This is a genomic window from Bradyrhizobium sp. I1.14.4, assembly GCF_050435825.1.
GTDB lineage: Bacteria > Pseudomonadota > Alphaproteobacteria > Rhizobiales > Xanthobacteraceae > Bradyrhizobium.
Window position 1 is genome coordinate 13,351 of record NZ_JBNDLA010000018.1, and the last position, 25,905, is coordinate 39,255.

The 25,905-nt window shown below is 64.7% G+C and carries 22 protein-coding genes; 15 read left to right on the forward strand and 7 right to left on the reverse strand.

Annotation, left to right across the window (positions count from 1 at the left end; translation table 11 throughout):
- Window positions 1-21 precede the first annotated feature (21 nt).
- The gene (locus ABIB78_RS27780; protein ID WP_429030359.1) at window positions 22-813 is read right to left on the reverse strand and encodes an enoyl-CoA hydratase/isomerase family protein; all 792 of its coding nucleotides are present in this window, start codon (window positions 811-813) and stop codon (window positions 22-24) included.
- A gap of 259 nt (window positions 814-1,072) precedes the next feature.
- Here ABIB78_RS27780 and ABIB78_RS27785 point away from each other — a divergent pair, with 259 nt between their 5' ends.
- A complete protein-coding gene (locus ABIB78_RS27785; protein WP_429030101.1) occupies window positions 1,073-2,290 on the forward strand; it encodes an NAD(P)/FAD-dependent oxidoreductase in 1,218 nt (405 codons plus the stop codon).
- Here ABIB78_RS27785 and ABIB78_RS27790 read toward each other — a convergent pair.
- Together ABIB78_RS27790 and ABIB78_RS27795 are read right to left on the reverse strand one after the other, a co-directional pair.
- Entirely contained in the window at window positions 2,287-3,222 is a 936-nt protein-coding gene (locus ABIB78_RS27790; RefSeq protein WP_429030103.1) for a ribokinase, read from the reverse strand. The genes ABIB78_RS27785 and ABIB78_RS27790 overlap by 4 nt on opposite strands.
- Window positions 3,223-3,243: 21 nt before the next feature.
- Window positions 3,244-4,137 carry a sugar kinase gene (locus ABIB78_RS27795; protein WP_429030105.1) on the reverse strand — a complete coding sequence of 298 codons (894 nt, stop codon included), beginning with the start codon at window positions 4,135-4,137 and terminating at the stop codon, window positions 3,244-3,246.
- Between the two features lie 249 nt (window positions 4,138-4,386).
- Here ABIB78_RS27795 and ABIB78_RS27800 point away from each other — a divergent pair, with 249 nt between their 5' ends.
- The 9 genes from ABIB78_RS27800 (at window position 4,387) to ABIB78_RS27840 (ending at window position 13,847) form a co-directional block, all read left to right on the forward strand.
- Complete coding sequence (locus tag ABIB78_RS27800) at window positions 4,387-5,247, forward strand: VOC family protein (protein ID WP_429030107.1); 861 nt, start codon at window positions 4,387-4,389, stop codon at window positions 5,245-5,247.
- A 264-nt stretch (window positions 5,248-5,511) separates the two neighbouring features.
- Window positions 5,512-6,171: a TetR/AcrR family transcriptional regulator gene (locus ABIB78_RS27805; protein ID WP_429030110.1), complete on the forward strand. Its 660-nt coding sequence runs from the start codon at window positions 5,512-5,514 to the stop codon at window positions 6,169-6,171.
- A gap of 169 nt (window positions 6,172-6,340) precedes the next feature.
- Entirely contained in the window at window positions 6,341-7,150 is an 810-nt protein-coding gene (locus tag ABIB78_RS27810; protein WP_429030112.1) for an ABC transporter permease, read from the forward strand.
- A gap of 58 nt (window positions 7,151-7,208) precedes the next feature.
- Window positions 7,209-8,207 carry an ABC transporter substrate-binding protein gene (locus ABIB78_RS27815; RefSeq protein WP_429030115.1) on the forward strand — a complete coding sequence of 333 codons (999 nt, stop codon included), beginning with the start codon at window positions 7,209-7,211 and terminating at the stop codon, window positions 8,205-8,207.
- Between the two features lie 151 nt (window positions 8,208-8,358).
- Window positions 8,359-9,207: an ABC transporter ATP-binding protein gene (locus tag ABIB78_RS27820; RefSeq protein ID WP_429030117.1), complete on the forward strand. Its 849-nt coding sequence runs from the start codon at window positions 8,359-8,361 to the stop codon at window positions 9,205-9,207.
- Between the two features lie 14 nt (window positions 9,208-9,221).
- Window positions 9,222-10,628, forward strand: coding sequence for a hypothetical protein (locus ABIB78_RS27825; RefSeq protein ID WP_429030120.1), 1,407 nt, complete (start codon window positions 9,222-9,224; stop codon window positions 10,626-10,628).
- Window positions 10,625-11,776, forward strand: a complete 1,152-nt coding sequence (locus ABIB78_RS27830; RefSeq protein WP_429030122.1) for a Gfo/Idh/MocA family protein — start codon at window positions 10,625-10,627, stop codon at window positions 11,774-11,776. Before ABIB78_RS27825 ends, ABIB78_RS27830 begins: the two co-directional genes overlap by 4 nt.
- Window positions 11,777-11,790: 14 nt before the next feature.
- Window positions 11,791-12,984: a dihydrodipicolinate synthase family protein gene (locus ABIB78_RS27835; protein WP_429030124.1), complete on the forward strand. Its 1,194-nt coding sequence runs from the start codon at window positions 11,791-11,793 to the stop codon at window positions 12,982-12,984.
- Window positions 12,984-13,847: a sugar phosphate isomerase/epimerase family protein gene (locus ABIB78_RS27840; protein WP_429030126.1), complete on the forward strand. Its 864-nt coding sequence runs from the start codon at window positions 12,984-12,986 to the stop codon at window positions 13,845-13,847. The genes ABIB78_RS27835 and ABIB78_RS27840 overlap by 1 nt, the downstream gene beginning before the upstream one ends.
- Before the next feature lie 130 nt (window positions 13,848-13,977).
- On the opposite strand, the gene ABIB78_RS27845 is transcribed toward ABIB78_RS27840, so the two are convergent.
- The 4 genes from ABIB78_RS27845 to ABIB78_RS27860 all read right to left on the reverse strand — a co-directional run bounded on the left by ABIB78_RS27845 (window position 13,978) and on the right by ABIB78_RS27860 (window position 19,322).
- The gene (locus ABIB78_RS27845; protein ID WP_429030129.1) at window positions 13,978-14,670 is read right to left on the reverse strand and encodes an ion channel; all 693 of its coding nucleotides are present in this window, start codon (window positions 14,668-14,670) and stop codon (window positions 13,978-13,980) included.
- A gap of 137 nt (window positions 14,671-14,807) precedes the next feature.
- On the reverse strand, window positions 14,808-16,379 hold the full coding sequence (locus tag ABIB78_RS27850; RefSeq protein ID WP_429030131.1) for a Spy/CpxP family protein refolding chaperone: 1,572 nt from the start codon (window positions 16,377-16,379) through the stop codon (window positions 14,808-14,810).
- Between the two features lie 375 nt (window positions 16,380-16,754).
- Window positions 16,755-17,969, reverse strand: a complete 1,215-nt coding sequence (rocD, locus tag ABIB78_RS27855; protein ID WP_429030133.1) for an ornithine--oxo-acid transaminase — start codon at window positions 17,967-17,969, stop codon at window positions 16,755-16,757.
- Between the two features lie 117 nt (window positions 17,970-18,086).
- On the reverse strand, window positions 18,087-19,322 hold the full coding sequence (locus ABIB78_RS27860; RefSeq protein WP_429030135.1) for a cytochrome P450: 1,236 nt from the start codon (window positions 19,320-19,322) through the stop codon (window positions 18,087-18,089).
- A 203-nt stretch (window positions 19,323-19,525) separates the two neighbouring features.
- On the opposite strand from ABIB78_RS27860, the gene ABIB78_RS27865 reads away from it, so the two are divergent.
- The 5 genes from ABIB78_RS27865 to ABIB78_RS27885 all read left to right on the forward strand — a co-directional run bounded on the left by ABIB78_RS27865 (window position 19,526) and on the right by ABIB78_RS27885 (window position 25,791).
- Window positions 19,526-20,059 (forward strand): thiamine pyrophosphate-binding protein, encoded by a 534-nt coding sequence (locus ABIB78_RS27865; protein ID WP_212311242.1) that lies wholly within the window; start codon window positions 19,526-19,528, stop codon window positions 20,057-20,059.
- Entirely contained in the window at window positions 20,056-20,646 is a 591-nt protein-coding gene (locus ABIB78_RS27870; RefSeq protein WP_429030139.1) for a thiamine pyrophosphate-dependent enzyme, read from the forward strand. The genes ABIB78_RS27865 and ABIB78_RS27870 overlap by 4 nt, the downstream gene beginning before the upstream one ends.
- A gap of 64 nt (window positions 20,647-20,710) precedes the next feature.
- Window positions 20,711-21,412 (forward strand): TetR/AcrR family transcriptional regulator, encoded by a 702-nt coding sequence (locus ABIB78_RS27875; RefSeq protein WP_173641598.1) that lies wholly within the window; start codon window positions 20,711-20,713, stop codon window positions 21,410-21,412.
- A gap of 1 nt (window position 21,413) precedes the next feature.
- On the forward strand, window positions 21,414-22,607 hold the full coding sequence (locus ABIB78_RS27880; RefSeq protein ID WP_429030142.1) for an efflux RND transporter periplasmic adaptor subunit: 1,194 nt from the start codon (window positions 21,414-21,416) through the stop codon (window positions 22,605-22,607).
- Window positions 22,608-22,689: 82 nt separating this feature from the next.
- On the forward strand, window positions 22,690-25,791 hold the full coding sequence (locus tag ABIB78_RS27885) for a multidrug efflux RND transporter permease subunit (protein WP_429030143.1): 3,102 nt from the start codon (window positions 22,690-22,692) through the stop codon (window positions 25,789-25,791).
- Window positions 25,792-25,905: the final 114 nt, after the last annotated feature.

The following is a 25,905-nucleotide window of genomic DNA, read 5'->3' on the forward strand; positions in this document are numbered from 1 at the left end:
GAAAACGCTCTAGCCAAACCTCTATTTCGACTTGCTGGTGAATTTCTTCACGGCGACGCGGAAATCCGCGGTATGCATCGCCGAGATGATCTTGTGTTCCTCGGCATCGAGCTGCTGCTTGGTCGGCGTGGTGGCAGCCTGATAGACCAGCGACTTGGTCCCCGCGATTGCGGCGGGCGGATTTTGCGCGAGGCGCTCGGCGAGCTGCCGGGTGGCCGCCTTCAGCTCAGTCGCGGGGACGGTCTTGACGACCAGCCCCCATTCATAGGCCTGCTGCGCGGTGAAGCCATCCTCCGCAAGGAAAATCTGCAGCGCGCGACGGGTACCGACTGTGCCGACGATACCGACCGTGCTGCCGCCGTCCGGCGACACGCCAATCTTGGCATAGGCCGGCGTGAAGCGGGCATCGTCCGCGGCGATACACAGGTCGGTCACGAACGCGAGGCCCATGCCGGCGCCGGCTGCCGAACCGTGCACGCTGGACAGCACGATCTTCGGCATCCGCCGAACCGTCTCGATGAACGCATGATAGTGGTGAAGCATCTCGCCGACCACGGGGGCGATATTGTTGGCTTCGGTCGCAGCGCCGATGGTCTGCAAATCGCCGCCGGCGCAGAAGGCGCGGCCTTCGCCCTCGATGACCAGCACGCGGACGTCCTTGTTGGCTTCGACCTCGGCGCTGAGCTGTTCGAGCTTTTTGGCGATCGTCATGTCGATCGCATTGAACGCTGCCGGCCGGTTCAGCGTGATGGTCGCGATGGCGCCGTCGATGCGGAGCAGGGCGGGGTCGTCGGAGGAGGCGGGATCGGGCATTTTGAGGACCTTGGGCTTGTTATTTCCGGACATTTAAGGCCTTGGCGGGAGCTGTGGCAATCCGATCCGGCGTCAGAAGCGGCTTTCGGGTGCCCAGATTTGCCAGAGACCCCCTTGCGTCCGCGCGAGCCATGAGGCCAAATGGCAAGCGCCTTCGGTACGCAGACGCGAGCGCTGTGGGGACGGGGGCAAGCAAGCTAACATCGACAAGAGGAAACGGCATGGGTCACTCCTGCTCGCTGGTATTTGGGTTGTTTCAATGACAGGCTCGGTCATCATCGTCGGCGCCGGGCACGCCGGCTTCCAGCTCGCGGCGTCGCTGCGCCAGGCCGGCTTCGCCGAGCGCATCGCCCTGATCAATGACGAAGGCCATTTGCCGTATCAGCGGCCGCCTTTGTCGAAAGCCTATCTGAAAGGGACCGGCGGGCCCGAGTCCCTGATGTTCCGGCCTGACAAGTTCTACCAGGACAACAAGATCGAGCTGATCACCGATCGCGCCCACGCGGTCGACCGCAGCGCGCGGAAAGTGACGCTCGCCTCCGGCACCTCGCTCGACTACGGCCACCTGGTGTTCGCGACCGGCGCGCGGAACCGGCTGCTGGATATTCCCAACGCAAAGCTGGACGCCGTCCGCTACTTGCGCATCCTCGACGAGAGCGAGGCGCTGCGCCATTTGATCGCACCCGGCATGCGCGCCGTCGTGATCGGCGCGGGCTTCATCGGGCTCGAATTCGCCGCCACAGCGCGCGGCAAGGGCCTCGAGGTCGACGTGGTCGAACTCGCCTCCCGCGTGATGGCGCGGGCGGTGACCGCGGAGATTTCCGAGTTCTCGCAGTCGCGGCACACCGCGGCCGGCATCCGGATCCACCTCGGGGTCCAGGTCACGGCGATCGAGGCCGATGGCGCCAAGGTCACCGGCGTCAGCCTGAGCAACGGGACGCATATCCCGGCCGATCTCGTCGTGGTCGGCGTCGGCGTGTTGCCGAATGTCGAACTGGCCGCAGAAGCAGCCCTGCCGGTCGCATCGGGCATCATCGTCGACGAGCATCTCTTGACCGCCGATCCGAATGTGTCCGCGATCGGCGACTGCGCCCTCTATGCCAGCAAGCGCTTCGGCGGATCGCTGCGGCTGGAGTCGGTGCAGAACGCGACCGACCATGCGCGCTGCGTGGCCTCGCGGCTAACCGGCAAGACCGAGGTCTATGACGGCCTGCCATGGTTCTGGAGCGACCAGGGCCCCGACAAGCTGCAGATGGCGGGTCTCACCACCGGCTACGACCGCGTCGTGGTACGCGGCGACCGCGCGCAGGGGGCGTTCTCGGCGTTCTGCTATCGCGGTGACAGACTGCTCGGCATCGAGTCGGTCAATCGCGCCGGCGATCACATGTTCGGCCGCAGGCTGCTTGGCGCCGGAGGGTCGATCACGCCGGAGCAGGCGGCGGATACCGGTTTTGATTTGAAGAGTGCGCTTTCCTAACAGCCTTCGCCGGGACGACGTGTGGCCAGCACGGCCTTGACCTCTTCAACCGTCGGCATGGACGGCGCAGCGCCCATCCTCTGGACGCAGATTGACGCAGCAATGTTGGCGTATGACATCGCGGCCTGGATCGGCTGTCCGTGCGCCAGCAGGGCCGCGAAGGCTCCGACAAAGCAGTCGCCCGCGCCGGTGCTGTCGACGGCTTTGACGGCTCGCCCCTGATCGACGTGCATGTTGCCATCAACGAGCGCAACGGTGCCGCGCTTGCCCAATGTCACGCAGATGATCTGATCCTCGCGGGCCTGCAGCGACCGCGCGGCCTCCATGAATGTCTCGTACTTGTCGCCGTCCTTGAGCTCGCGTCCGGTGAGAAGGCCGAGTTCGGTCTCGTTGAGGATCAGGACATCGACGAGATCGAGCAACGCTGCATCAATCCTCTTCGCCGGCGCCGGATTGAGGATCGTGGTGGCGCCAGCGGCGCGGGCACGCCCGAAGAATGCTGCGATGGTCGGCAGCGGGATCTCGAACTGACTGACCGCAACGTCACCCTTCGTCAGGACAGGTGCCGCGACATCATCGGCATCGACCAGCCCGTTGGCGCCCGGCACGACCACGATCGTGTTGTCGGCATTGGCGAGCGTGATGATCGCCGTGCCCGAATGCGTGCCATCCGTGTCCTTGACGAAGGTGAGATCGACGCTTTGCGCGGCAAGGAACGTCCTCAGCTCCTTCCCGAACGCATCGGTGCCGAGACGGCCGATAAGCGTGGTCGGTATGCCCTGCTTGGCCGATGCCACCGCCTGGTTGGCGCCCTTGCCACCGGGAAAATGCAGTACGGCCTCGCCGGCGACGGTTTCGCCGATCCGCGGATGGCGCTCGGCGGTCGCCACCACGTCCATATTGATGCTACCGGCGACGAAAACGCGCCCCATGCCTAACCCTGTCCGGCCATCTCAGGCTTCCGCGCGAAACTCCTGCCTGACGGCCGCGATATCCGCCAGCGTCGGCAGGCCGGCTTCATTGCCGAGCTTCTGGATCTTGTAGGTCGAAGCGGCGCGCGCGAACTTGAAATGCTCATGCCAGCCTTTGCTCGGGTTTGAGAGATAAGAGTAGATGTAGGCGCCATGGAAGACGTCGCCCGCGCCGTTGGTGTCGATCACGCGCTCGCGGGGGATCGGGAAGGCCGGCAGCGTGCGCACCACACCGGCCTCGTCATACCAGAGCAGGCCGCGCTCGCCCATGGTGATGCCGCCGACCCGGCAGCCGCGGTTCTTGAGGTAGTCGAGCATCTGCTCCGGCGTCTTGTCCATCTGCTCGCACAGCCGTTCGGCGACGATCGCAATGTCGATGAACGCGAGCAGCTCGTGGGTGTTGGTGCGCAGGCCGCCGCCATCGAGCGAGGTCAGGATGCCGTCCTCGCGGCACAGCTTCGCATAATGGATCGCGGCGTCCGGCTGGTGGCCGTCAATATGCAGCGCGCGGCAGCCCTTGATGTTCAGCAATGGAAAGGGATGGATGTGCTGGTCGTCGCGGCAGCGGACGATGGCGCGCTTGCCGTCGTTGGGCATGATGAAGGACAGCGAGGACGAGTTGACCTTGCGGGGATGGAACGAGATGCCGTACCTGTCGGCCATGTCCCAGAACATCCGCCCCAGCCAGTCATTGGCCATGGTGGCGATCAGGTCCGGATGGATGCCGAGCTTCGCGCAGCAGAATGCCGCAGTTACCGCGTTGCCGCCGAAGGACACCGCATAGGCGTCGGCGACGTGTTTCTCGTCGCCGACTGGCATGTGATCCGTGATGAAGGTGACGTCGATATAGGTCTGTCCGATGAAGAGAGCCTGCATTCGCTTTCCGTCGTGGATTGGTGTGGTCCCGGCCGTTGTCCAGACTAGCACCGCTGGTCGGCCGATATCGCTGAAATTATTCGCAACCCTGCTTGGTTTGCGGGTAGAGATGATGGCCGCGGCCGGGCCGTTTTTGCATGCGGCATAACGGCTGGCGGCAGTGGACGGTTCCGGGGTGCGTAAGGGAGAAGCACTCCGGGGTGCGTAAGGGAGAAGCACAATGACGGCAGATTCGGGGAGGCCGCAACCATGATTACCGGTCTCGATCATGTCGTCGTCTTGACCGGCGACATAGCCGCCGCCAGCGCCGCCCATGAAACGCTATTCGCGCGGGCGCCGGCCTGGCGCAACGGCGGCGACGGCGCGGACCGGGTGCTGTTCACGCTCGACAACACCACGCTGGAGTTGATGGCGCCACGTGGCGATGACGATGCGGCCCAGCGCGTCCGTACCGCGCTCGTCACCCAGGGCGAGGGGCTCGCGAGCCTCTGCTTCCGCACCAGCGATATCGCCAGGACACGCCGCAGGCTCGACCGGCTGACGCTGAAGCCCGAGCCCGTCGCCGAGGTCGAGAGCCGCGACGACCTGAGTGGCGCCACGCTGTCGTGGAAGCGCACGCGCGCTGCGACCGATGCGACGAGGGGCGTGCGCATGTTCTTCCTGGAGCGGGAGCAGGAGCGGCCGCTGTCGGTGCGCACCACGCCGGCCTCGATCACGGCGATGGACCATGTCGTGGTCTCGACCGCCGACCCGGAACGCGCCGCCGCACTCTATGGCGCGCGGCTCGGGCTCGACATGGCGCTTGACCGGTCGCATCCCGAGTGGGGCCGGCTGATGTTCTTCCGCTGTGGCGACCTCGTCGTCGAGGTCACGCACCGGTCGGGCAAGGAAAACAACAAGGCGGAGACCGACGCGCCGGACCGGCTGCGCGGCATCTGCTGGCGCGTCGCGGATATCGATGCCACGCGTGCGCGGCTGGTGGCCGCCGGCGTCGACGTCTCGGAAGTTCGCACCGGCCGCAAGCCTGGTACGCGCGTGATGACGGTGCGTAACGGCACGTGCGGCGTGCCGACGCTCCTGATGCAGCCATCGCAGGGAAAGCCAGGCTAGGCCGCGTTTCATGCGCGCGTCGTCCCGGCAGCGGGCGCCGCGGGCAAATCGGTGCCGTTTCTTTCGCCATTCCGGGCTCGCGCCAAACGGCTCGAAACGACGGAGCGGGCCGTCGCAGCGGCGAGAAATATTCCCGCATGGCCATTATGACAACATTCGTTCTCAAACGCCGTGCGTCATGCTACATTCATCAATTCAGCATCACGGGCGATCGATTTGGCCAAGGCAAAGCGAATACAGAGATGGCAGCGTGACCCCCAGGGTATGCGGCTGCGGATTCTCGAGGCGGCCAAGCAGGAGTTCGCCGCCCATGGCCTCGCCGGCGCGCGGGTCGACCGCATCGCGGCCAATGCCGACGCCAACAAGCGCATGCTGTACTACCACGTCGGCAACAAGGAAGACCTCTATCTCGAGGTGCTGGAAGGCGCCTACGAGAAGATCCGTGCCGAGGAGCGCACGCTTGATCTCGAGCATCTCGATCCGCCCGAGGCGATCGGGCGCCTGATCGACTTCACGTGGAACTATTTTCTGCGCAATCCCGAGTTCCTGGCGTTGCTGAACACGGAAAACCTCGCCAAGGCAAAACACCTGAAGCGCTCGACCAAGGTCAAGTCGATGCACTCGCCCTTTGTCGAGATGATCCGCACCGTGGTGACGCGCGGGGTCGAGAGCGGCGATTTCCGCGTCGCGGTCGATCCGGTGCAGCTCTATATCTCGATCGCCGGGCTGGCGTTCTTCTATCTCTCCAACAGCGCCACGCTGAGCGTGATCTTCGGCCGCGACCTGCTGAAGAAGGACGCACGCGACGAGCGCCTCGAGCACATGACCGCGCTGGTGCTGGCGGCGTTGACCGGCAAGTCCACCGCAGCGTTCGGCGGCGCGAAGATGCCTGCGCTGCGCGCCGCGGAACATCGTGTGGTGTGAGCTCTCGCGGCCCGGCGGTTCGCTAAACACTCCGGGCTGCGGATCATCAAATTTTCGCCTGACGAAAGGTAGGGGATATCGGCGCGATTTTGCCGCTTGCGAGGGCTGGACAGTATTTATCCAACAGGTTAATTTCGCCGCGAACATAGAGACTGCAAGGGAGCGTGACGTGGCGGAGGCAAAGAGCCCTTCGGGACTGTCCAAGGTGCTGAACGCGGCGTGGCTGCGCCCGCTCCTGTTTCTGGTCGTCATCGTGGCGGCCTGGGACCTCGCGATCCGCCTGTTCCACATCCCGGCCTATCAGATCCCGTCGCCCGGAGACGTCGTCGCGGTGCTCTGGAGCGACTGGCCGGAGCTGTTGCGGCAGTCCTGGCCGACCACGTACGCGACGATCTGCGGCTTCCTGCTCTCGGCGCTGTTCGGCATTCCCGTCGCGATGCTGATCGCGGGCTCGAAGACGGTCGAGAGCTACGTCTATCCGCTGCTGGTGTTCTCCCAATCCGTGCCGAAGATCGCGATCGCGCCGCTGTTCGTGGTGTGGTTCGGCTTCGGCATCATCCCGAAGGTGATCTCCGCCTTCCTGCTCGGCTTCTTCCCCGTGGTCGTCTCGGCGGTGCAGGGCTTCAAATCCGTCGATCCCGACATGGTCGATCTGGCGCGCGCGATGCAGGGCAGCCGCTTCAAGGTGTTCTGCGCGGTCAACCTGCCGCATGCGATGCCCGCGATCTTCTCCGGCCTGAAGGTCTCGGTGACGCTCGCGGTGGTCGGCGCCGTTGTCGGCGAGTTCGTCGGCTCCAATTCCGGTATCGGTTACGTGATGCAGCGCTCGATCGGCACCTTCGACCTGCCGACGATGTTCGCCGCGCTGGTGATCCTGGCGCTGCTCGGCGTCATCCTGTTCTGGATCGTCGACCGCATCGAGCGGCTGGTGATCCCATGGCACGTCAGCCAGCGCGACGACATCATCTTCGCATCCTAGCGCAGCAACCGGACAAGCGGCCCACATAAGGGCCGGGGGACAATAAGGGAGAACAACCATGAAGCGTTTGATTGCGGTCGCCGGCGCCGCACTGGCCTGGACCGCGCTTGCGGTGGCACCAGTGTCCGCGGCTGACAAGGTCGTGCTGATGCTGAACTGGTACGTCTATGGCGAGCACGCGCCGTTCTATTACGGCAAGGCCAAGGCCATCTATGCCGCCGAAGGCATCGACCTCAAGATACAGGAAGGCCGCGGCTCGGCCGCGACCACGCAGGCGGTGGCCGCCAAGACCGCCGATTTCGGCTATGTCGACGTGCCCACGATGATGCGTGCGGCGGTGAAGGGGGCGCCGGTCATTGCCACCGGCGTGCTGCTGCAGACCAGCCCGATGTCGGCGATGAGCCTTGCCGACAAGAACATCAGGAAGCCGGAGGACATCAAGGGCAAGACCGTCGCAATCACGCCGGCGGATTCGATGACACAGATTTGGCCGCTATTCTTGAAGAAAACCGGCCTGAAGGAAAGCGACTTCCACACTGTCGCCGGCGACGGCCAGACCAAGCTCAACGCCGTGATCAACGGCCAGGCCGACCTCTTGCTCGGCTACGTCATGGACCAATCGATGAAAATCAAGGACGCCACCGGCAAGGACGTCTATCCGATCAAATTCGCCGACTACGGCATCAACATGGTGTCGTCGGGCATCATCGCGAACTCTGACTATGTGAAGGCCAATGCCGACCTGGTCCGCCGCTTCATGTCGGCGACCACAAAGGCGGTGGAAGCTGCCGAGAAGGACCCGAAAGCCGCGGCGCAGTCGATTCTCGACGCCAACCCCAAGGGCGGCAAGATCGACACGCTGACGCAAGGCTTCGAGCTGACGATCCCGCTCTATCGCACGCCGGAGACCAAGACCAAGCGACCGTTCCAGGTTACCGACCAGAACATGACCGAGTCGGTCGAGCTGATGGTCGAGTATGGCGGCCTCGACGCCAAGGCCAAGGCCAATCCGAAGGCGTTCTATACCAGCGACTATCTGCCGAAAGGTGATTCGTGAACCAGAGGTATCGACTGTCGTCCCTGCGAAAGCAGGGACCCATAACCACCAGCGCCGATTGTTGTGGAAGGTCTCTGCCATCGTGCCCGAACGAGAGGGCACGGCGTATGGGTCCCTGCTTTCGCAGGGACGACGGGTGGAGAGAGACGCGATGAATCCCTTGGCGAAGCTAACCGATGTCAGCCAGCCCGCCGCGCATCTGCGCCTGGTGTTGGACCGTGCGGCCGGCGCTGCGCCGGGCATCAAGCTCTCCGGCGTATCGAAGACCTACCGGTCGCGCGACGGCGATGTGCCGTCGCTGCGGCCGCTCGACTTCACCATTAATGACGGTGAATTCTTTGTCGTGGTCGGACCCTCCGGCTGCGGCAAGTCCACGCTGCTGAAGATGATCTCGGGCCTGCTGCCGCCGACATCAGGCGAAGTGCTGGTCGACGGCGAGCCCGTGACCAAGCCGCACGGCAATGTCGGCATCGTGTTCCAGAACGCACTGCTGCTGCCGTGGCGCAACATCCTCTCCAACGTGATGCTGCCGATCGACATGAAGCAGTTGCCACGGGACAAATATCTCGCCCGCGCCAAGGCGCTGCTGAAGCTGGTCGGGCTCGAAGGTTTTGAAAGGAAGCTGCCCTGGCAACTGTCCGGCGGCATGCAGCAGCGCGCCTCGATCTGCCGCGCGCTGGTGCACGATCCCAAGATCATGCTGATGGACGAGCCGTTCGGCGCGCTCGACGCCATGACGAGGGAGCGGATGAATGTCGAGCTGATGCGAATCCAGCGCGAGACCGGCAAGACGGTTCTGTTGATCACGCATTCGATCCCGGAAGCTGTGTTCCTCGCCGACCGCGTACTCGTGATGACCGAACGGCCGGGCGCGATCGCCGCGATCTACGACGTGCCGATGCCGCGGCCGCGCTCGCTCGAGACGATGTCCGATCCGGTCTTCTCCGAACTGGTGCAGCGGATCCGCAAGCATTTCTTCACGCAGGGGTCGCTGGATTAACACCCGAGTCTCCAATGTCGCTTCGCTTCAAAGTCAAAGATGTCGCCTTCTTCGAACGGCCGCTGGTGTTCGCCCGGCCGTTCCGCTTCGGCGCGGTGACGATCAATGCGTCGACGCAGATGTTCGTGCGGGTCGAGATCGAGGTGGAAGGCAAGGGCCGCGCGACCGGCGCCAGTGCCGAAATGCTGGCGCCGAAATGGTTCGACAAGCGGCCGCATCTGACGCCCGAGCAGACGGTCGACGAACTGCGCCGCTCGCTCCTGATCGCGCGCGAGTTCTATCTGGCGAACAGGGGCTTTGAGACCGCATTCGGCCTGCATGCCCTGTGTATCGGTCCGCAGATCGCGGCCTGCACTGTGGAAGACATTCCACCGCTCGCTGCCAGCTTCGGCCCGGCCGAGATCGACAAGGCGATCCTGGATGCGTTGCTGCGCGCGGCCGGCGTCAACGTCTTCGACGGCATGGCCGGCAATATCGCCGGCATCGACGCACGGCTGACGCCCGATATCGACGACGCGGCTATCGCGCGGTTCCTTTCGACGCGAAAACGCCTCGATCGTGTCGCCGTCAGGCATACGGTCGGGATGGACGACACTGTTGAAGGTGAGGGCGGCGTCGCCGATCCCAACGAGAATGCGGGTGCGCGCTATTTCAAGCTCAAGCTGAATGGCGATCCCGCGCATGATGCGGCGCGGCTGGCGCGGATCGGCAGCGAGCTTGCAAAGCTGCCATATGCGACAAAGGTCACGCTCGACGCCAACGAGCAGTATGCAGACCTTGCCGCACTGAACGCACTGGTCGACCGGCTCGACGATGACCCGGCACTGCAGCCGATCGCGGCAAACCTGCTCTATATCGAGCAGCCGATGCCGCGCGATATCACAAAAGCCTTGCCAATCTGGAGACTTGCCTCGCGCAACTTCATCATCGACGAGGCCGACGATTCCTACGACGCTTTTCCGCAGGCGCGGGCGCTCGGCTATCGCGGCATCTCCTCCAAATCATGCAAGGGCATCTACAAGTCGATCATCAACGCCGCACGCGCGGCGGCGTGGAGTGTCGGCGGCGCCTCCTATTTCATCAGCGGCGAGGACCTGACCTGCCAGGCTGGACTCGGCGTGCAGCAGGACCTCGCGCTCGGCGCGCTGATCGGCGTCCCCCATGCCGAGCGCAATGGGCACCATTATGTCGACGGTTTTGCCGAGACGCCGGCCGGGGAAGCCAACGCCTTCCTTAGCGCGCATCCCGATCTCTACACGCGCGCGGGCGGCAAGGTCCGCCTTGCGATCCATGATGGCGATCTCCTGACGGGATCGATCGTCGCCGCACCGGGCTTTGCCAGTTTGGTCCATCCGGACTGGTCCACCATGCAGCCGCTGCGGCGGCCAACACCACGCGTTTCGCAGGAGCAAGCAGTATGACGACCAAACGCCTCGGCCTGATCATGAACGGCGTCACCGGCCGGATGGGGCTCAATCAGCATCTGATCCGCTCGATCGTTGCGATCCGCGAGCAGGGCGGCGTACAGCTCGCGAACGGCGACCGCATCATGCCCGATCCGATCCTGGTCGGCCGCGACGCCGAGAAGGTCGGCGCATTGGCAAAGCGCTACGGCATCGAGCGTCACAGCACCGATCTCGACCGTGCGCTCGCCGACAAGGGTGACACGGTGTTCTTCGATGCCGCGACTACGCAGGCGCGGCCGTCGCTGCTGACCAAGGCGATCAATGCCGGCAAGCACGTCTATTGCGAGAAGCCGATCGCGACCAACCTCGAGGAGGCCGTGGCGGTCGTGAAGCTTGCCAATGCCAAGGGGCTCAAGCACGGCACGGTGCAGGACAAGCTGTTCCTGCCGGGCCTGAAGAAGCTCGCTTTCCTCCGCGACTCCGGCTTCTTTGGCCGCATGCTCTCGGTGCGCGGCGAATTCGGCTATTGGGTGTTCGAGGGCGGCTGGCAGGAGGCGCAGCGCCCGTCCTGGAACTACCGCGCCGAGGACGGCGGCGGCATTATCCTGGACATGGTCTGCCACTGGCGCTACGTGCTCGACAATCTGTTTGGCGAGGTCGAGAGCGTGGTCTGCATCGGCACCACCGATATCCCCGAGCGCTTCGACGAGAAGGGCAAGAAGTATGAGGCGACGGCCGACGATTCCGCCTACGCCACCTTCCGCCTGAGGGGCGGCGTGATCGCGCATATCAACATGAGCTGGGTGACGCGCGTCTACCGCGACGACCTCGTCACATTCCAGGTCGACGGCACCCATGGCTCGGCGGTCGCGGGCCTCAGCGACTGCGTCATCCAGGCCCGCCAGGCAACGCCCCGGCCGGTGTGGAATCCGGACGAGAAGCGCACGCACGATTTCTATGCCGACTGGCAGAAACTGCCGGAGAACGTCGTCTACGACAATGGCTTCAAGGAGCAGTGGGAGATGTTCATCCGGCATGTCTGCGAGGACGCGCCCTACAAATACACCCTGCTCGAGGGCGCCAAGGGCGTGCAGCTCGCCGAATGCGCGCTGAAGAGCTGGAAGGAGCGGCGCTGGATCGACGTTGCTCCGATATCAGTCTGAGAAAGGGCTTTGTCATGAACAAGCCAGTCCTGCCGATGTCATCGCTGTCGCTGAGGCTGCCCACCGCTGACGGAGGGCTCGAAACCTACCGCCTCGCGTCCTCGCGGACCTTTCCGGCGAAGCTCGAGGGCACGCTCAACCGCGTCGCGTTCTCGGCCGCGCATGTGGTCGCCGATCCGCGCGCTGACATGGATCCATGGCTGACGGCGGCGATCGACTGGGATAAGACGATCGCATTCCGCGAGCACGTCTGGGATCTCGGTCTCGGCGTCGCCGAGGCGATGGACACCGCGCAACGCGGCATGGGGCTGGACTGGGCGACCTCGCTCGAATTGATCCAGCGCTCGGTAAGGGCGGCGAAGGCAAAGGGCAACGCGCTGGTGTTCTCGGGCGCCGGCACCGACCATCTTGCGGTGGAAAACGCCAGGTCGATCGATGACGTGAGCCGTGCCTATGAGGAGCAGATCGCGGCCATCGAGAAAGCCGGCGGCCGCATCATCCTGATGGCCTCGCGCGCGCTGGCAAAACTCGGCAGGAGCGCGGACGATTACGCGAAGGTCTATGACCGGGTGCTGTCGCAGGTTCGTGAGCCCGTGATCATCCATTGGCTGGGCGACATGTTCGATCCGGCGCTGTCAGGCTATTGGGGCACGGCCGATCTCGACAGGGCGATGGACACGGCGGTTGCGATCATCAACGCCAATGCGGCCAAGGTCGATGGCGTCAAGGTTTCGCTGCTCGACAAGCGGCGCGAGATCGACATGCGGCGGCGGCTCGACCCGCGCGTGAAGATGTACACCGGCGACGACTTCAACTATGCCGAACTGATCGCAGGCGATGACAGGGGATTTTCCCACGCGCTGCTCGGCATCTTCGATGCGATCGCGCCCGCGGCGTCCTGCGCGCTGTCGCGGCTCGCTGCCGGCGACGAGGCCGGCTTCCACGACGTGCTGGGACCAACGGTGCCGCTGTCGCGCCACATCTTCAAGGCGCCGACCCGCTTCTACAAAACGGGCATCGTGTTCATGGCCTATCTCAACGGCCATCAGAATCATTTCACGATGGTCGGCGGGCAGGAGAGCGCGCGCTCGACCTTGCATCTTGCCGAGCTGTTCCGGCTCGCCGACAAAGCCGGGTTGCTCGCTAATCCGGAAGTCGCGACGCTCCGGATGGCGACGATCCTGGCCACCCGCGGCATCGACGCCTGATGCGCGACTTTTCCAACGACCACCGCTGGCTGTCGCTCAACACGGCGACTGTCCGCAAGCAGGGCGACCTTCTCGCCATCATCGAGGCCTCCGCGCGACATGGCATCCGCGCCATCGATCCCTGGCGCGACCAGGTCGCCGCCGTCGGACTCGATCGCGCCGTGCGCGCGGTCAAGGACGCCGGGCTCGATCTGTCGGGCTATTGCCGCGGCGGCATGTTCGTCGGTGACGGCGCGCATCGCAGCGAAGCGCGCGACGACAACCGCCGTGCGGTCGACGAGGCGTCGGCGCTGGGCGCCTCTTGCATCGTGCTGGTCGTCGGCGGCCTGCCGCAATATTCGCGGCCGGGTAGCACGGCGTCCAAGGATATCGCCGAAGCGCGGGCCCAGGTGCACGACGGCGTTGCCGAGATGCTGGAATATGCGAGGCAGGCGAAACTGCCGCTCGCGATCGAGCCGTTGCATCCGGCCTATGCCGCTGACCGCGCCTGCGTGAACACCACGAAACACGCGCTCGACATCTGCGACGCGCTCGATCCTGGCCGGAGCGGCGCGATCGGCGTCGCGCTCGACGTCTATCACATCTGGTGGGATCCGGAGCTGATGAGCCAGATCGCGCGCGCCGGCAAGGATCGCCTGCTCGCGTTTCACGTCTGCGACTGGCTGGTGCCGACCAGGGATATCCTCAACGATCGCGGCATGATGGGCGACGGCGTGATCGACATCAAGTCGGTACGCGCGGCGGTCGAAGCGCAGGGCTTTGCCGGCTATTCGGAGATCGAGATCTTCTCGAATGACTGGTGGAGCTGGCCGCTGGACGAGGTGCTGCGGACTTGCATCGAGCGGCATCGGACGGTGGTGTAGGACGCCGTCATTGCGAGCGAAGCAATCCATGGTGCGACAAGCGGAAACGTGGATTGCTTCGTCGCTTCAGCGCAAAATTGCCTTGCAATTTGTCGCGAGCTCCTCCCAATGACATGGTTGAAGCGGCGCCTTACGAATCCTGATCCCGATGCGCGATCTCGAGCGTGACGAGTCGCGCGAGCAGCGTCGCGGGGTAGAGCTGGCCGAAGATCGCCTCGACATTGCACAGGCTGCGCGCAACGGGATGTATCGGTGAAACATCGCCATAGCCGGTGGTCGTGAGCGTGGCGAAGGAGAAATAGATCAGCTGGCTCGCGAGCGTCGGCCGGTCCTCGACCATCATGCCGGCGAACGCATTCGGCACCAGCGTGCCGATGAAAGTGTAGAGCGCCGAGAAGATCAGCGCGACCGTGAGATAGAGCAGCACCGCGCCGATCACACGGTGATAGGTGATGCGTCCGGGCGCGAAGGTCGCGCGTGCGACCGTCACCGCCATCGTGATGCCGACCAGCAGCCATGAGCCGGCGAACAGATTGAGGTCGAGGATCGAGGGCGAGCGCAGCCGGAGGATCGCGCCGATCACGATCATTGCAAGCGCGACCAGCATGGTGACGACGGCGAGCGCGCTGCCCGACATCACGAACACGCCGCCGACCAGGAACAGTGCCAGCAACAGCTCGAACACCTGGAATTCGAACAGGCCGAGCGCCTGCAGCGGCGCCACCACGAACATCATGACCAGGAGCAGCACGGTCAGGACCGTCAGCAGGGAATCGCCCCAGCGCTCGCGCAATTCGTCAACGCTTTTCCAATCGCGCTTCATTCCTGCCCCGTCGTTGCGCCATGGCGTCATGAGCCTAGACTGGCGCCAAACATTGATGGGAGGCGGACATAAAGACAAGGTGGCGGGAGTGCTGTAGAGGGCGCGCCCGGTGGTTTAGAATCGCAAGTCCGCTGCCGTCAGGGGCTCGCGACCTGCTGCAGCGTGTTGAAACGCGCTTTCTGCTCGCTGCTCAGCGTGGCGTAGAACTTGTCCAACGCGGGCGCAATCAGCTTGGCGGCCCTTTGCATGGCCTCGAGCCGGTACTGCATCGCCTCCAGCCGGCCAACCGGCGTCAGCGGTACATCGTTCGGGCAGGCCGCCTGCAGGTCCGCTATGGCTTTTGTGGTCGCATCGCTCAGGCGGTCGAGCGCTTCCTTCTGCTTGCCCGCCGGATGGAGCGAGGCCTCGATCCTGTTGATCGGCAGCTGAGCGAGGTCGGATTTCGAATCGCGACAATTCCCGGATGGCGCGGTCGCTTCCTGCTGTCGCGCCGAACGCTCGCCGACATGTGGGCCGAGCGCATTGAAGCGGGCCTGTTGCTCGTCGCTGAGCGAGTTGTAGAAATTCTCCAGCGCGGGCCGCACGATCTTGATCGCCTCGAGCGTCGCGCTGATGCGGTCCAGCATCGACCGCAAGCGGCCGGTTGGCGTCATGGCATAGCTGTCCGTGCAGGAGTCCTTGAAGACATCGGCAGCCTTGGCCGCGGCAATCTTCAAGTCGTCGAGCAGGGCGCGCTGCTGCTGGTTCGGCCGTACCGCCCGCGCGATGTCGGCAAGCGGCCAGGCCGTGACGCCCGTGTCCGGCGCTCCGCATAACTGCTTGATCGCCTGCGGGCTCGTGTCGGCGCGTTGACGGGACCGATAGCGGCCTGCAGTCGCCGGATAGTCGTCAGGGGTGATGCTGGCGTAGGCGGAGTACGGACTGTTGGTGTCCCAGAACACGGTGTCGACGAAGTCATCATAGGCGTAGGCCCAATAGCCGGGCTCGTAGGCATAGGACCAGAACGTGTAGTCAAAGATGTCCGAATAGGCGTAAGGCCAGAATACCGGGCCAAGCCACGCCACGAACGCTGCGCGGTGGCCGCGTCGCCAGGCATTTCGGGGCGCCCAGCCGTTCTCGCGCGCGGCAAGCGCCGCCTGGCCCTGCGCACCTGCCTGTTCGCGGAAGCGCGCGGCAAATCGCTCGCGCTGAGCGGCCTGCGCTGTGGCAGTGGTGGCCGCGGTCGCGGCCCCAACCGTCGCTGCCGGCCCCAATCGCTGCTGGCGGGCGAGGTCGGCTTGCTGCGTGCGCTGCTCGCGCTGCAACAGGCGGTTCTGCGCCTGCAGGGCCCGGTCACGGAGGCGTTGCGCGCGCGCGCCTTCGACTTTTTGCGTCTGCAATTGCTGCACGCGTTGTTGCAGGCGATTGATCCGGCTCTGCCGCTCTGCGGTCTGACGCGAGAGCGTGTCGCGCTGCCGCTGCTGCGCTGTCTGCTGGCGCTGCTGGATCAATTGCTGCCGCTGCTGCGCGCGCTGGTCGATCCGCTCCGTCGGCAACCGCCGCTCGCTTACGCGCGGCGACGGGGTCGGACGCGATGGCGTGGCGATATGCGGACGTTGCGGGGCCGCTCGATGAAATTCGGGCCGCGGCGTTGCGGCGCGCGGCGCGGCGATACGGGGAGCCTGGCGCGGTGACGGAGCGGCGAAATGAGGTGCCGGGCGCGGCGCCATCGCCGGTCGCTGCGGGGCATGGAACGCGGGTGCGGCCGGCCGAGCCATCGCGGGCGGCCGAGCCATCGCAGGTGGTCTAGCCATTGCGGGAGGGGCGGCGTGCACCATCGGCGCTGAAGGGCGCGCCATCGCGGGCGGCGCGGCTGGGCGTGCCGCAGTTCCTGGCGGTCCGCCCTTTCCATGTGGCTGCGCGGACGCGCCGCCGCTCGCCACGAGCATCGAGATACCAATCAAAAATACAACAAATCGAACGCGGCGGGAAAGCATGAGCGTAGCTCTCCGTTCAACAGTCGCCCGCAGCGCTTTAACGCGCAGACGCCGGATTCGTTCGTTGTGGCTAAAGCCGATGCTGCGGTCTTCCGACGCAGGGAACCGTCAGGAGACATCCTGCTTGAGGGCGGCCGCGATCCGCTCCAGCGCCCAGTCGACCTGATCGCCCGTGATCACCAGCGGCGGGGCGATGCGGATGGTGTGTTCGTGCGAGTCCTTGGCGAGGATGCCGCGCGCCTGCAGCGCCAGGCAATAGCGGCGGGCACCGCCAGCTTCGGGGTGTAGTTCGATCGCCAGCATCAGCCCGCGGCCGCGTACCTCGCGGATCACGTTGGCGCGGATGTCCTGCAATCCGGCGAGAAAGCGTGCGCCCTGTTGCGCAGCGTTCTCGATCATTCCTTCCTCGATCAGCACGCGCAGCGCCGCCCGCGCCACCGCGCAGGCCAGCGGGTTGCCGCCGAAGGTCGAGCCGTGCTGGCCGGGCCGCAACGTGCCGAGCACGGCGTTGTTGGAAAGCACCGCCGAGACCGGATAGAAGCCGCCCGATAGCGCCTTGCCGAGCAGCGTCACGTCGGCTTCGATCCCTTCGTGCTGCTCGGCGAGCAGCTTGCCGGTGCGGCCGAGCCCGGTCTGGATCTCGTCGAGCACGAGCATCACGTTGTGTCCGGTGCACAGCTGGCGCACGCGAGCGAAGTAGCCTGGCGGGGGAATCATGACGCCGGCTTCGCCCTGGATCGGCTCGACCAGGAAGGCCGCGGTGTTCGGCGTGATCGCCTGCTCGAGCGCCGCGGCATCGCCGAACGGGATGATTTTGAAGCCCGGCGCGAACGGGCCGAAATGGTCGCGCGACCCCGGGTCGGTCGAGAAGCCGACGATGCCGAGCGTGCGTCCGTGGAAATTATTGGCGCAGACGATGATCTCGGCCTGCCCGTCCGGCACACCCTTGACCTCATAGGCCCATTTGCGCACCGACTTAATCGCGCTCTCCACCGCCTCGGCGCCGCTGTTCATCGGCAGCACCTTGTGCGATCCGGTCAGTTCCGCGAGCTCGCGGTAGAAGGGACCGAGCTGGTCGTTGTGGAAGGCGCGCGAGGTCAGCGTCAGCCGACGCGCCTGCTCGGTCATTGCTGCCAGGATCTTCGGATGACAGTGGCCCTGGCTCACCGCCGAATAGGCCGAGAGACAGTCGAGGTACTGGTTGCCGTCAGTGTCCCACACCCATACACCTTCGCCGCGGGACAGCACGACCCCGATCGGCTCGTAGTTGTAGGTGCCGAATTGCGCTTCGGTGGCAAGGAAATCAGTGACCGATGGACTCATCCTGTGTCACTCCCGCTGCAGCGCAGGATATCACGCCAACGCGCTTGCAGTTGACTTGGGCATCGGCGTGTCCACAGGGAAGTGCCTTGGCCGGCCAAATTCGCAGTCGGAAATTGCCTATCCGCCGCGCCGGCATGGCACGCTGAGGAAGCCGCGGAAGCGCACCCGGCCGCCACGCACCGGCGTGCCGTCGAGCATGTAGTTCGGGAAGCGCGCCAGGAACCGCGAGATCGCGATGGCGCCTTCGAGGCGCGCCAACGCCATGCCAGCGCATTGATGCGCGCCGGTGCCGAAGGCGAGGTGACGGTTCGGCGTGCGCGCGACATCGAAGCTTTCAGGGTTGGGGAACTGCGCCGGGTCGCGGTTGGCGGCGCCGATGCACAGCGTGACCAGCGTGCCGGGCGGCATCTTGATGCCGCCGAGCTCGGTCTGTTCCACGATCATCCGGTTGCCGAGTTGGTTCGAGCTCTCGTAGCGCAGCATCTCCTCGACCGCGGTCTTGATCAGCTCGGGCTGCGCGATCAGCCGCTGCTTCTCCGCGGGGTATTGGGTGAGCGTCACCAGGCCGTTGCCGATCAGATTGGTCGTGGTCTCGTGGCCGGCGTTGAGCAGGAAGATGCAGTTGTGCAGCAATTCCTTCGTGGTTAGCCTTTCGCCGTTGTCCTCGCCATTACCTTCTCCTCGGATCAACCGGGTGAGCACGTCGCGTTCGGGATTGCCCGGCTTGGCCCGGCGGCGTTCGACGAGGGTTTCAAGATAGGCGAGAAAGTCCTTCACCGCATTGTTGCCACGGTCGAACGCCTCCTTGCTGATCACGGGCTCGAGCGCACCCAGGATCGCCAGCGACCAGTCGCGCAGGGGCTCGCGTTCGTCGTGCGGCACGTCGAGCAGATTGCCGATCACCTCGACCGGAATCGCCGAGGCGAAGTCGCCGATCAGTTCGAAGCGGTCCTTGGTCTCGATCCGGTCGAGCAGGCTGTCGACCAGCGCGATCAAGTCCGGCTCCATGCCGGCGATCGCCCGCGGCGACAATGCGCCCATGATCAGCCGCCGCACCCGGGTGTGCGCTGGCGGGTCGTTGAAGACGAGGCTGGTCGTATGGTGCTCGTAGAGCAACGACTTGCCATATTTCGGCAAGAACTCCTTCTTCTTGTCGGAAGAGAACGTCTTGGTGTTCTTGTAGGCGGCGATGAGGTCGTCGTAGCGGGTGAGGAAATAGCAGCCGTTCGGCAGCCGCTTGACCGGCGCATTCTCGCGCAGCGCGCGATAGGTCGGGTAGGGGTTCGCGTAGAACTCCGGCGTCAGCTTTTCCAGGTCGAAGCCGTCAGCCAGCTCTCGCGCGCGCCCGTCCATGGCGAATCCGCCCAATTAGTTTCATTTGCAACTATCGTAAGCCGCAGACGGCGGCCGCGCAACACAATTTGCGGGCATCGGGAACAGCGTGGCGTGCGCCGCGCGATGCGAGTAAATCGCAGAGCCATATGCGGTTTTGCGCTTTGATGAAGCGCGCGCGCCCCTCTACAGTCGCGGCCAAACAACAGAGACCGGAAACGCCGATGCATGCCCGTGCCGAGTCCGCGGCCTCCTGGCCCGAGGAGATTTTCTCGATCTTGCAACGCTTCGAGGTGCGCCAGGTGCCCTACGTGCCGGACGCCGGGCATTCGGAGCTGATCGAGCGCGTGCTGGGTTCGTCCTCGATGCGCGGTATTGCGCTGACCACCGAGGAGGAGGGCGTGGCGCTGCTCGCGGGCGCCTGGGCCGGCGGCCAGCGCGGCGTGCTGCTGATGCAATCGAGCGGGGTCGGCAATTGCATCAACATGCTGTCGCTGGTGCAGATCTTCCGCCTGCCGTTCCTCACGCTGGTGACGATGCGCGGCGAATGGGGCGAGTTCAATCCCTGGCAGGTGCCGATGGGCTCGAACACCCAGGGCATTCTCGAATTGGCGGGGATCAAGGTGTTGCGCGCTTCACACCCTGATGAGGTTCGCGAAGTCGTCGAAGCCGGCGCGGCGCAAGCCTACAACGCCTGCACGCCGACCGCCGTGCTGCTGTCGCAGCGCCTGATCGGGGCAAAGGTCTTCACCAAATGAGCAAAGCCAATCTTCTCGACCGCCGCGCCGTCGTTTCTGAACTGCTGAGGGATCGCAAGGGCGCTTTCGCCATCGGCGGCCTCGGCGCCTCGACCTATGACATCGCCGCCGCGGGCGATCACGACCGCAACTTCTATCTCTGGGGCGGCATGGGCGGCGCCGTGATGATCGGGCTCGGCCTCGCACTGGCCCAGCCGACGCTGCCGGTCGTCGTGGTCACCGGCGACGGCGAGATGCTGATGGGCTTGGGGAGCCTCGCGACGGTCGGCCTGCAGCAACCCAAAAACCTCTCGATCATCGTGCTGGACAACGAGGCCTATGGCGAGACCGGCGGCCAGACCAGCCACACCGGTGGAACTGCCGACCTCGTAGGTGTTGCCAAAGCCTGCGGAATCGGGGATAGCCGGGCGATCAGCACGATGGCTGAGGTGGAGGTTTTTGCTTCGTCTTTGCAAGACGTTACGGCAGGGCCGCGATTCGCCAGCGCCAAGATCGACGGTGCCAATCTGGAACGGGTGCTGTCCAGCCGCGATGGCACCTACATCGTCAACCGCATCAGAGGGTCTGTCGGCCACACTCCGATATAAAGTGACTATCGCGGTGCAATACAACCTTGACTTTTGGTAAAGTGAGTGATTACTCACGACCCAAATGTCTACCTTACGCATGACGAGTGACTTGCGGCGTCAGTTGATCCTGAGCGCCGCCAAGCGGTGTTTCGCCCGCAACGGCTTTGCCGGCACCACGACAAAGAGCGTGGCGGCCGCGGCTGCCATTTCGGAAGGGCTGCTCTTCAAGCACTTCCCGTCCAAGGCCGCGCTCTACGCCGAAATCCTTGCCGAAGAGTGCGAGGCGGATCCCGATCTCGCGCATCTGCTCGGCCAGGAGCCCTCGACTGCGACGCTGATCGAACTGGTGCAGGGCATGGTCGGCCACTTCATGCAACTGCGCGACGCGCCGGACCAGGAAGAAGCGCAGCGGATGCGGCTGATGGTAACGAGCCATCTCGACGACGGCGAGTTTGCGCGCCTGCTCTACGACAAGGTCGGCAAGCTGATCGGCCCGACCTTCGCGGCCTCGCTCGAGCGGGCAATCGCCGCCGGCGAAGCGACGCGGATCGGCGACGAGCCGCTCAACCTGTTCTGGTTTGCGCACCACACCGTGCTTATGGGCGCGCTGACGCAGCTGCCTGCGACACCATGTCTCCCCTACGGCGATGCCGCCGCGGCCGAGCGGCAGCTTTGCCAGTTCATTCTTCGCGGCATCGGACTTACCGAAGCCGCAATTTCAACTCATTTGGGCCGCCAGCCGTCGCCGAGCGCAGGACCGTCGGTAACTGCAGAAAGTGCATGACATGAATATCCAGACCGAAAGCCACCTCTCGGGGCAACCGCTCAAGGAAAAGCAGGCCAAGCGCCCGGTTCGCCTGGTGCGCTGGTTCATCATCGTGGGCCTGTTGCTGGCGCTGCTGGTTGGCGCGCTGGTCGGCTTCAACGCCTTCCGCAGCCACATGATTGCGCAGTTCTTCGCCAACAATAAGCCGCCGCCGTCGAACGTCTCGATCGCCGAGGCGAAGACCGAGGTGATTCCGAACCTGCTGACCGCCGTCGGCGATCTCGTGGCCGTGCACCAGGTCAATGTCACGACCGACGTGCCGGGCCGCATCACCGAGATCCGGTTCACCGCCGGCAGCCATGTGAAGGCGGGCACGCCGCTGGTGCAGCTGTTCGACGCACCGGAGCAGGGCGACCTCGCCAGCTTCAAGGCGCAGGCGACCGTGGGCGAGCAGCAGCTCGACCGCGCCAAGCAGCTTGCGTCGCGCCAGTTCGGGCCGCAGTCGACCGTCGATACGGCGCAGGCGACCTACGACCAGGCCAAGGCGGGTATTGCGAAGACCGAAGCGCTGATCTCGCAGAAGCTGGTGCGCGCGCCGTTCGAAGGTGATCTCGGCGTTCGCCAGGTCGAAGTCGGCCAGTATCTGACGGCCGGTACACAGATCGTGTCGCTGACGGATCTGTCGGTGCTGTATGCCAACCTGACCGTGACCGAGAAGCAGAGCTCGCAGATCAAGGTGGGCCAGGCCGTGCGGGTCGCGGTCGACGCCTATCCGGGCCGCACCTTCGAGGGCAAGATCACGACCATCGAGCCGCAGATCGCGACCGAGACCCGCAACATCCGGGTGCAGGCCACGATCCAGAATCCGGACAGCATCCTCAAGCCCGGCATGTTCGCGACCACCACGATCGTGCTGCCTGAGAAGCCGCCGGTCGTGACCATTCCCGAAACCGCGGTCGACTACACGCTGTACGGCGACTCGGTGTTCCTGATCACCGAGAAGAAGGGCCAAGACGGCAAGATCAGCCTGACCGCGGACCGCACCTTCGTGAAGACCGGCAACCGTGTCGAAGGCCGCGTCGAAATCCTGAAGGGCCTGAAGGCCGGGGACAAGGTCGTGGCCGTCGGCCAGATCAAGCTGCAATCGGGCATGGCTGTTGCGATCTCGAACGATCCGCCGCCGTCGGTTCCGGCCGAGCCGCCGCGCTACTAATCCTGATCATAAAACCCGGAGGGCCGATTGGCCCTCCGCCACATGTTGCCGCAACCGGCAGACAACACGAATCGAGTTGGCGATGGCCTTCACTGATATTTTCATCAAGCGCCCGGTGCTGTCGGTCGTCGTCAGCCTGCTGATCCTGCTGATCGGCTTGCGCGCGGCGATGGTGCTGCCCATCCGGCAATATCCGAACCTGTCGAACACCGTCGTGACGATCACGACGTCATATCCCGGCGCGTCGCCGGAGCTGATCAACGGTTTCATCACCACGCCGATCGAACAGGCCGTGGCTTCGGCCGAAGGCGTCGACTACATGACGTCGAACTCGGTACTCGGCACCTCGACGATTCAGGTCTACGTCAAGCTCAATCACGATCCGAACCAGGCGCTGACCGAGGTGCTCGCCAAGGTCAACTCGGTCAAATACCTGATCCCGAAGGAAGCCTTCGATCCGGTCGTGTCCAAGGCGACAGGTGACACCATCGCCGTGATGTATCTCGGCTTCTCCAGCGAAGAGCTCACCGGATCGGCGATCTCGGATTATCTGACCCGCGTCGTGCAGCCGGTGCTCTCGACGGTCGATGGCGTCGCATCGGCCGACATCCTGGGCGGCCAGACCTTTGCGATGCGCGTCTGGCTCGATCCAACCCGGATGGCCGGACGCGGCGTGTCGCCCAACGACGTCGCTGCTGCGATCGCCGCCAACAACTTCCAGGCGGCTGCCGGCCAGACCAAGGGCTTCTTCATCGTCTCCAACGTCTCGGCCAACACCGACCTTCAGAACATCGATCAGTTCAAGCGAATGATCGTGAAGGCGAAGGACGGCGGCTTCGTGCGCATCGAGGACATCGCGACGGTGGAGCTCGCGGCACAGAGCACCGACGCCAGCGTCGCCTTCAACGGCGAGCATGCGATCTTCATCGGCATCAAGGCGACGCCGCAGGGCAACCCGCTGACCCTGGTGCAGGGCGTGCGCGCACTGTTCCCCGACCTCGAGCGCAACCTGCCGCCGTCGATGAAGATGAAGGTGGCCTACGACTCCACCAAGTTCATCCAGTCGTCGATCGACGAGGTCGAGAAAACGCTCACCGAAGCGGTCCTGATCGTCGTCGTGGTCATCTTCCTGTTCCTGGCGTCGCTCCGCTCGGTGATCATCCCCGTCGTTACCATTCCGCTGTCGCTGATCGGCGTCTGCATCCTGATGCTGGCCGCCGGCTTCAGCTTCAACCTGCTGACACTGCTGGCGATGGTGCTGGCGATCGGCCTCGTCGTCGACGACGCCATCGTGGTGGTGGAGAACATCCATCGACATCTCGAGGAGGGCCTGCCACCCGTGCAGGCATCGCTGAAAGGTGCCCGCGAGATCGTCGGCCCCGTCGTCTCCATGACGATCACGCTGGCGGCGGTGTACGCGCCGATCGGCTTCCTTGGCGGCGTGACCGGCACGCTGTTTCGCGAATTCGCCTTCACGCTGGCCGGCTCGGTGATCGTGTCGGGCGTGATCGCGCTGACCTTGTCGCCGATGATGTGCTCGGTGTTCCTCAAGAGTGCGGAGGAGGGGCGTTTCGCCAAGCTGGTCAATCGCGTGTTCGGCGCATTGACGCGCGCCTATGGCCGCCAGCTCGACCGCTCGCTCGACTACCGCCCGATCACGGCCCTGTTTGCCGTGACCATTCTCGGCCTGGTCGGCTTCCTCTACATGCACATCCAGAAGGAACTGGCGCCGCAGGAAGACCAGGGCATCGTGTTCGCGGTGACCAAGGCGCCGAAATACGCCAACATCGACTACATCGACCACTATGGCGACAAGATGGACAAGGAGTTCCAGAAGTTTCCCGAGACCGACCTGCGGTTCATCCTGAACGGCATCACCGGTCCGCAGGGTGGCTTCGCCGGCATGTTGCTCAAGCCGTGGGACGAGCGCAAGCGCTCGGCTCAGGCGCTGCAGCCGCTGGTTCAGGCGGAGCTGTCCAAGATCGAGGGCATCAGCGCGTTCGCGTTCAGCCTGCCGCCGCTGCCCGGTGGCCCCGGCGGTCTGCCGGTGCAGATGGTGATCAGCTCGACGGCCACCTTCCAGCAGGTGTTCGACCAGATGAACAAGCTGAAGGATGCCGCGCGCAAGAGCGGCCTGTTCATCGTCACCGACAGCGACCTCGACTTCAACCAGCCGGTGGTCCGGGTGAAGGTCGATCGTTCCAAGGCGAGCGACCTCGGCATCACCATGCAGTCGATCGGCGGCGCGCTCGCGACGCTGCTCGGCGGCAACTACGTCAACCGGTTCAACCTCGAAGGGCGCTCCTATCAGGTGATCCCGCAGGTGCCGCGTGTCAGCCGGCTCGCGCCGGAATCGTTCGACAATTACTACGTCCCGACCGCGACCGGGCAGCTGGTGCGGCTGTCGACCGTGGTTTCGGTCGAGACCGGCGTCGATCCGAACGCGCTGACCCACTACAACCAGCTCAATTCGTCGACTTTCCAGGCCGTGCCGATGCCCGGCGTCTCGATGGGCCAGGCGGTGGAGTTCCTGCAGGGTGAAGCCAAGAAGCTGCCGTCCGGCTTCAGCTACGACTTCCTGGCCGACTCCCGCCAGTACGTCCACGAGGGCAACCAGCTGCTGGTCACCTTCGCGTTCGCCATCATCATCATCTTCCTGGTGCTGGCGGCGCAGTTCGAGAGCCTGCGCGATCCGTTCGTGATCATGATCTCCGTGCCGATGGCGATCGTCGGTGCCCTGATCCCGCTGTTCTTCGGTGTCGCCACCATGAACATCTACACCCAGGTGGGTCTGCTGACGCTGGTCGGACTGATCACCAAGCACGGCATCCTGATGGTGGAGTTCGCCAACGAGCTGCAGCTCAACGAGGGACTGGACCGCCGTTCGGCGATCGAGATGTCGGCCCGGATTCGTCTGCGTCCGATCCTGATGACGACGGCGGCCATGGTCACCGGCCTGTTGCCGCTGCTCACGGCCTCGGGCGCCGGCGCCGCCAGCCGCTTCTCGATCGGGCTCGTGGTCGTCGCCGGCATGACGATCGGCACGCTGTTCACCCTGTTCGTGCTGCCGGCCGTCTACATGACGATCGCGACCGACCACCAGGCCGCGGCCCGTTCGGACCGCGCCAAGCAGATCGCCGATTACGAGCTCGACGGCCGCGGCGGCGCATTGAAACCGACCTGAGCCCTCCAAGCTCATGCTCGCAGGAGAGGCGGCGCTGGCGAAAGCCACTGCCGCCTTTTCCTTGTCCCGCGATAGCCTTGCCGATGGGCGGGCCGAAGACTGTTTGGTTTGACG

Bases quoted from the DNA above. Each gene is read 5' to 3' on its own strand.
- ABIB78_RS27845 (WP_429030129.1), bottom strand. From the start codon at position 14,670: ATGAAGCGCGATTGGAAAAGCGTTGACGAATTGCGCGAGCGCTGGGGC.
- ABIB78_RS27865 (WP_212311242.1), top strand. From the start codon at position 19,526: ATGCATGCCCGTGCCGAGTCCGCGGCCTCCTGGCCCGAGGAGATTTTC.
- ABIB78_RS27880 (WP_429030142.1), top strand. From the start codon at position 21,414: ATGAATATCCAGACCGAAAGCCACCTCTCGGGGCAACCGCTCAAGGAA.
- ABIB78_RS27850 (WP_429030131.1), bottom strand. From the start codon at position 16,379: ATGGCGCCGCGCCCGGCACCTCATTTCGCCGCTCCGTCACCGCGCCAG.
- ABIB78_RS27795 (WP_429030105.1), bottom strand. From the start codon at position 4,137: ATGCAGGCTCTCTTCATCGGACAGACCTATATCGACGTCACCTTCATC.
- ABIB78_RS27780 (WP_429030359.1), bottom strand. From the start codon at position 813: ATGCCCGATCCCGCCTCCTCCGACGACCCCGCCCTGCTCCGCATCGAC.
- ABIB78_RS27800 (WP_429030107.1), top strand. From the start codon at position 4,387: ATGATTACCGGTCTCGATCATGTCGTCGTCTTGACCGGCGACATAGCC.
- ABIB78_RS27825 (WP_429030120.1), top strand. From the start codon at position 9,222: ATGTCGCTTCGCTTCAAAGTCAAAGATGTCGCCTTCTTCGAACGGCCG.
- ABIB78_RS27835 (WP_429030124.1), top strand. From the start codon at position 11,791: ATGAACAAGCCAGTCCTGCCGATGTCATCGCTGTCGCTGAGGCTGCCC.
- ABIB78_RS27860 (WP_429030135.1), bottom strand. From the start codon at position 19,322: ATGGACGGGCGCGCGCGAGAGCTGGCTGACGGCTTCGACCTGGAAAAG.
- ABIB78_RS27875 (WP_173641598.1), top strand. From the start codon at position 20,711: ATGTCTACCTTACGCATGACGAGTGACTTGCGGCGTCAGTTGATCCTG.
- rocD (WP_429030133.1), bottom strand. From the start codon at position 17,969: ATGAGTCCATCGGTCACTGATTTCCTTGCCACCGAAGCGCAATTCGGC.
- ABIB78_RS27785 (WP_429030101.1), top strand. From the start codon at position 1,073: ATGACAGGCTCGGTCATCATCGTCGGCGCCGGGCACGCCGGCTTCCAG.
- ABIB78_RS27840 (WP_429030126.1), top strand. From the start codon at position 12,984: ATGCGCGACTTTTCCAACGACCACCGCTGGCTGTCGCTCAACACGGCG.
- ABIB78_RS27885 (WP_429030143.1), top strand. From the start codon at position 22,690: ATGGCCTTCACTGATATTTTCATCAAGCGCCCGGTGCTGTCGGTCGTC.
- ABIB78_RS27790 (WP_429030103.1), bottom strand. From the start codon at position 3,222: ATGGGGCGCGTTTTCGTCGCCGGTAGCATCAATATGGACGTGGTGGCG.
- ABIB78_RS27820 (WP_429030117.1), top strand. From the start codon at position 8,359: ATGAATCCCTTGGCGAAGCTAACCGATGTCAGCCAGCCCGCCGCGCAT.
- ABIB78_RS27830 (WP_429030122.1), top strand. From the start codon at position 10,625: ATGACGACCAAACGCCTCGGCCTGATCATGAACGGCGTCACCGGCCGG.
- ABIB78_RS27805 (WP_429030110.1), top strand. From the start codon at position 5,512: ATGCGGCTGCGGATTCTCGAGGCGGCCAAGCAGGAGTTCGCCGCCCAT.
- ABIB78_RS27870 (WP_429030139.1), top strand. From the start codon at position 20,056: ATGAGCAAAGCCAATCTTCTCGACCGCCGCGCCGTCGTTTCTGAACTG.
- ABIB78_RS27815 (WP_429030115.1), top strand. From the start codon at position 7,209: ATGAAGCGTTTGATTGCGGTCGCCGGCGCCGCACTGGCCTGGACCGCG.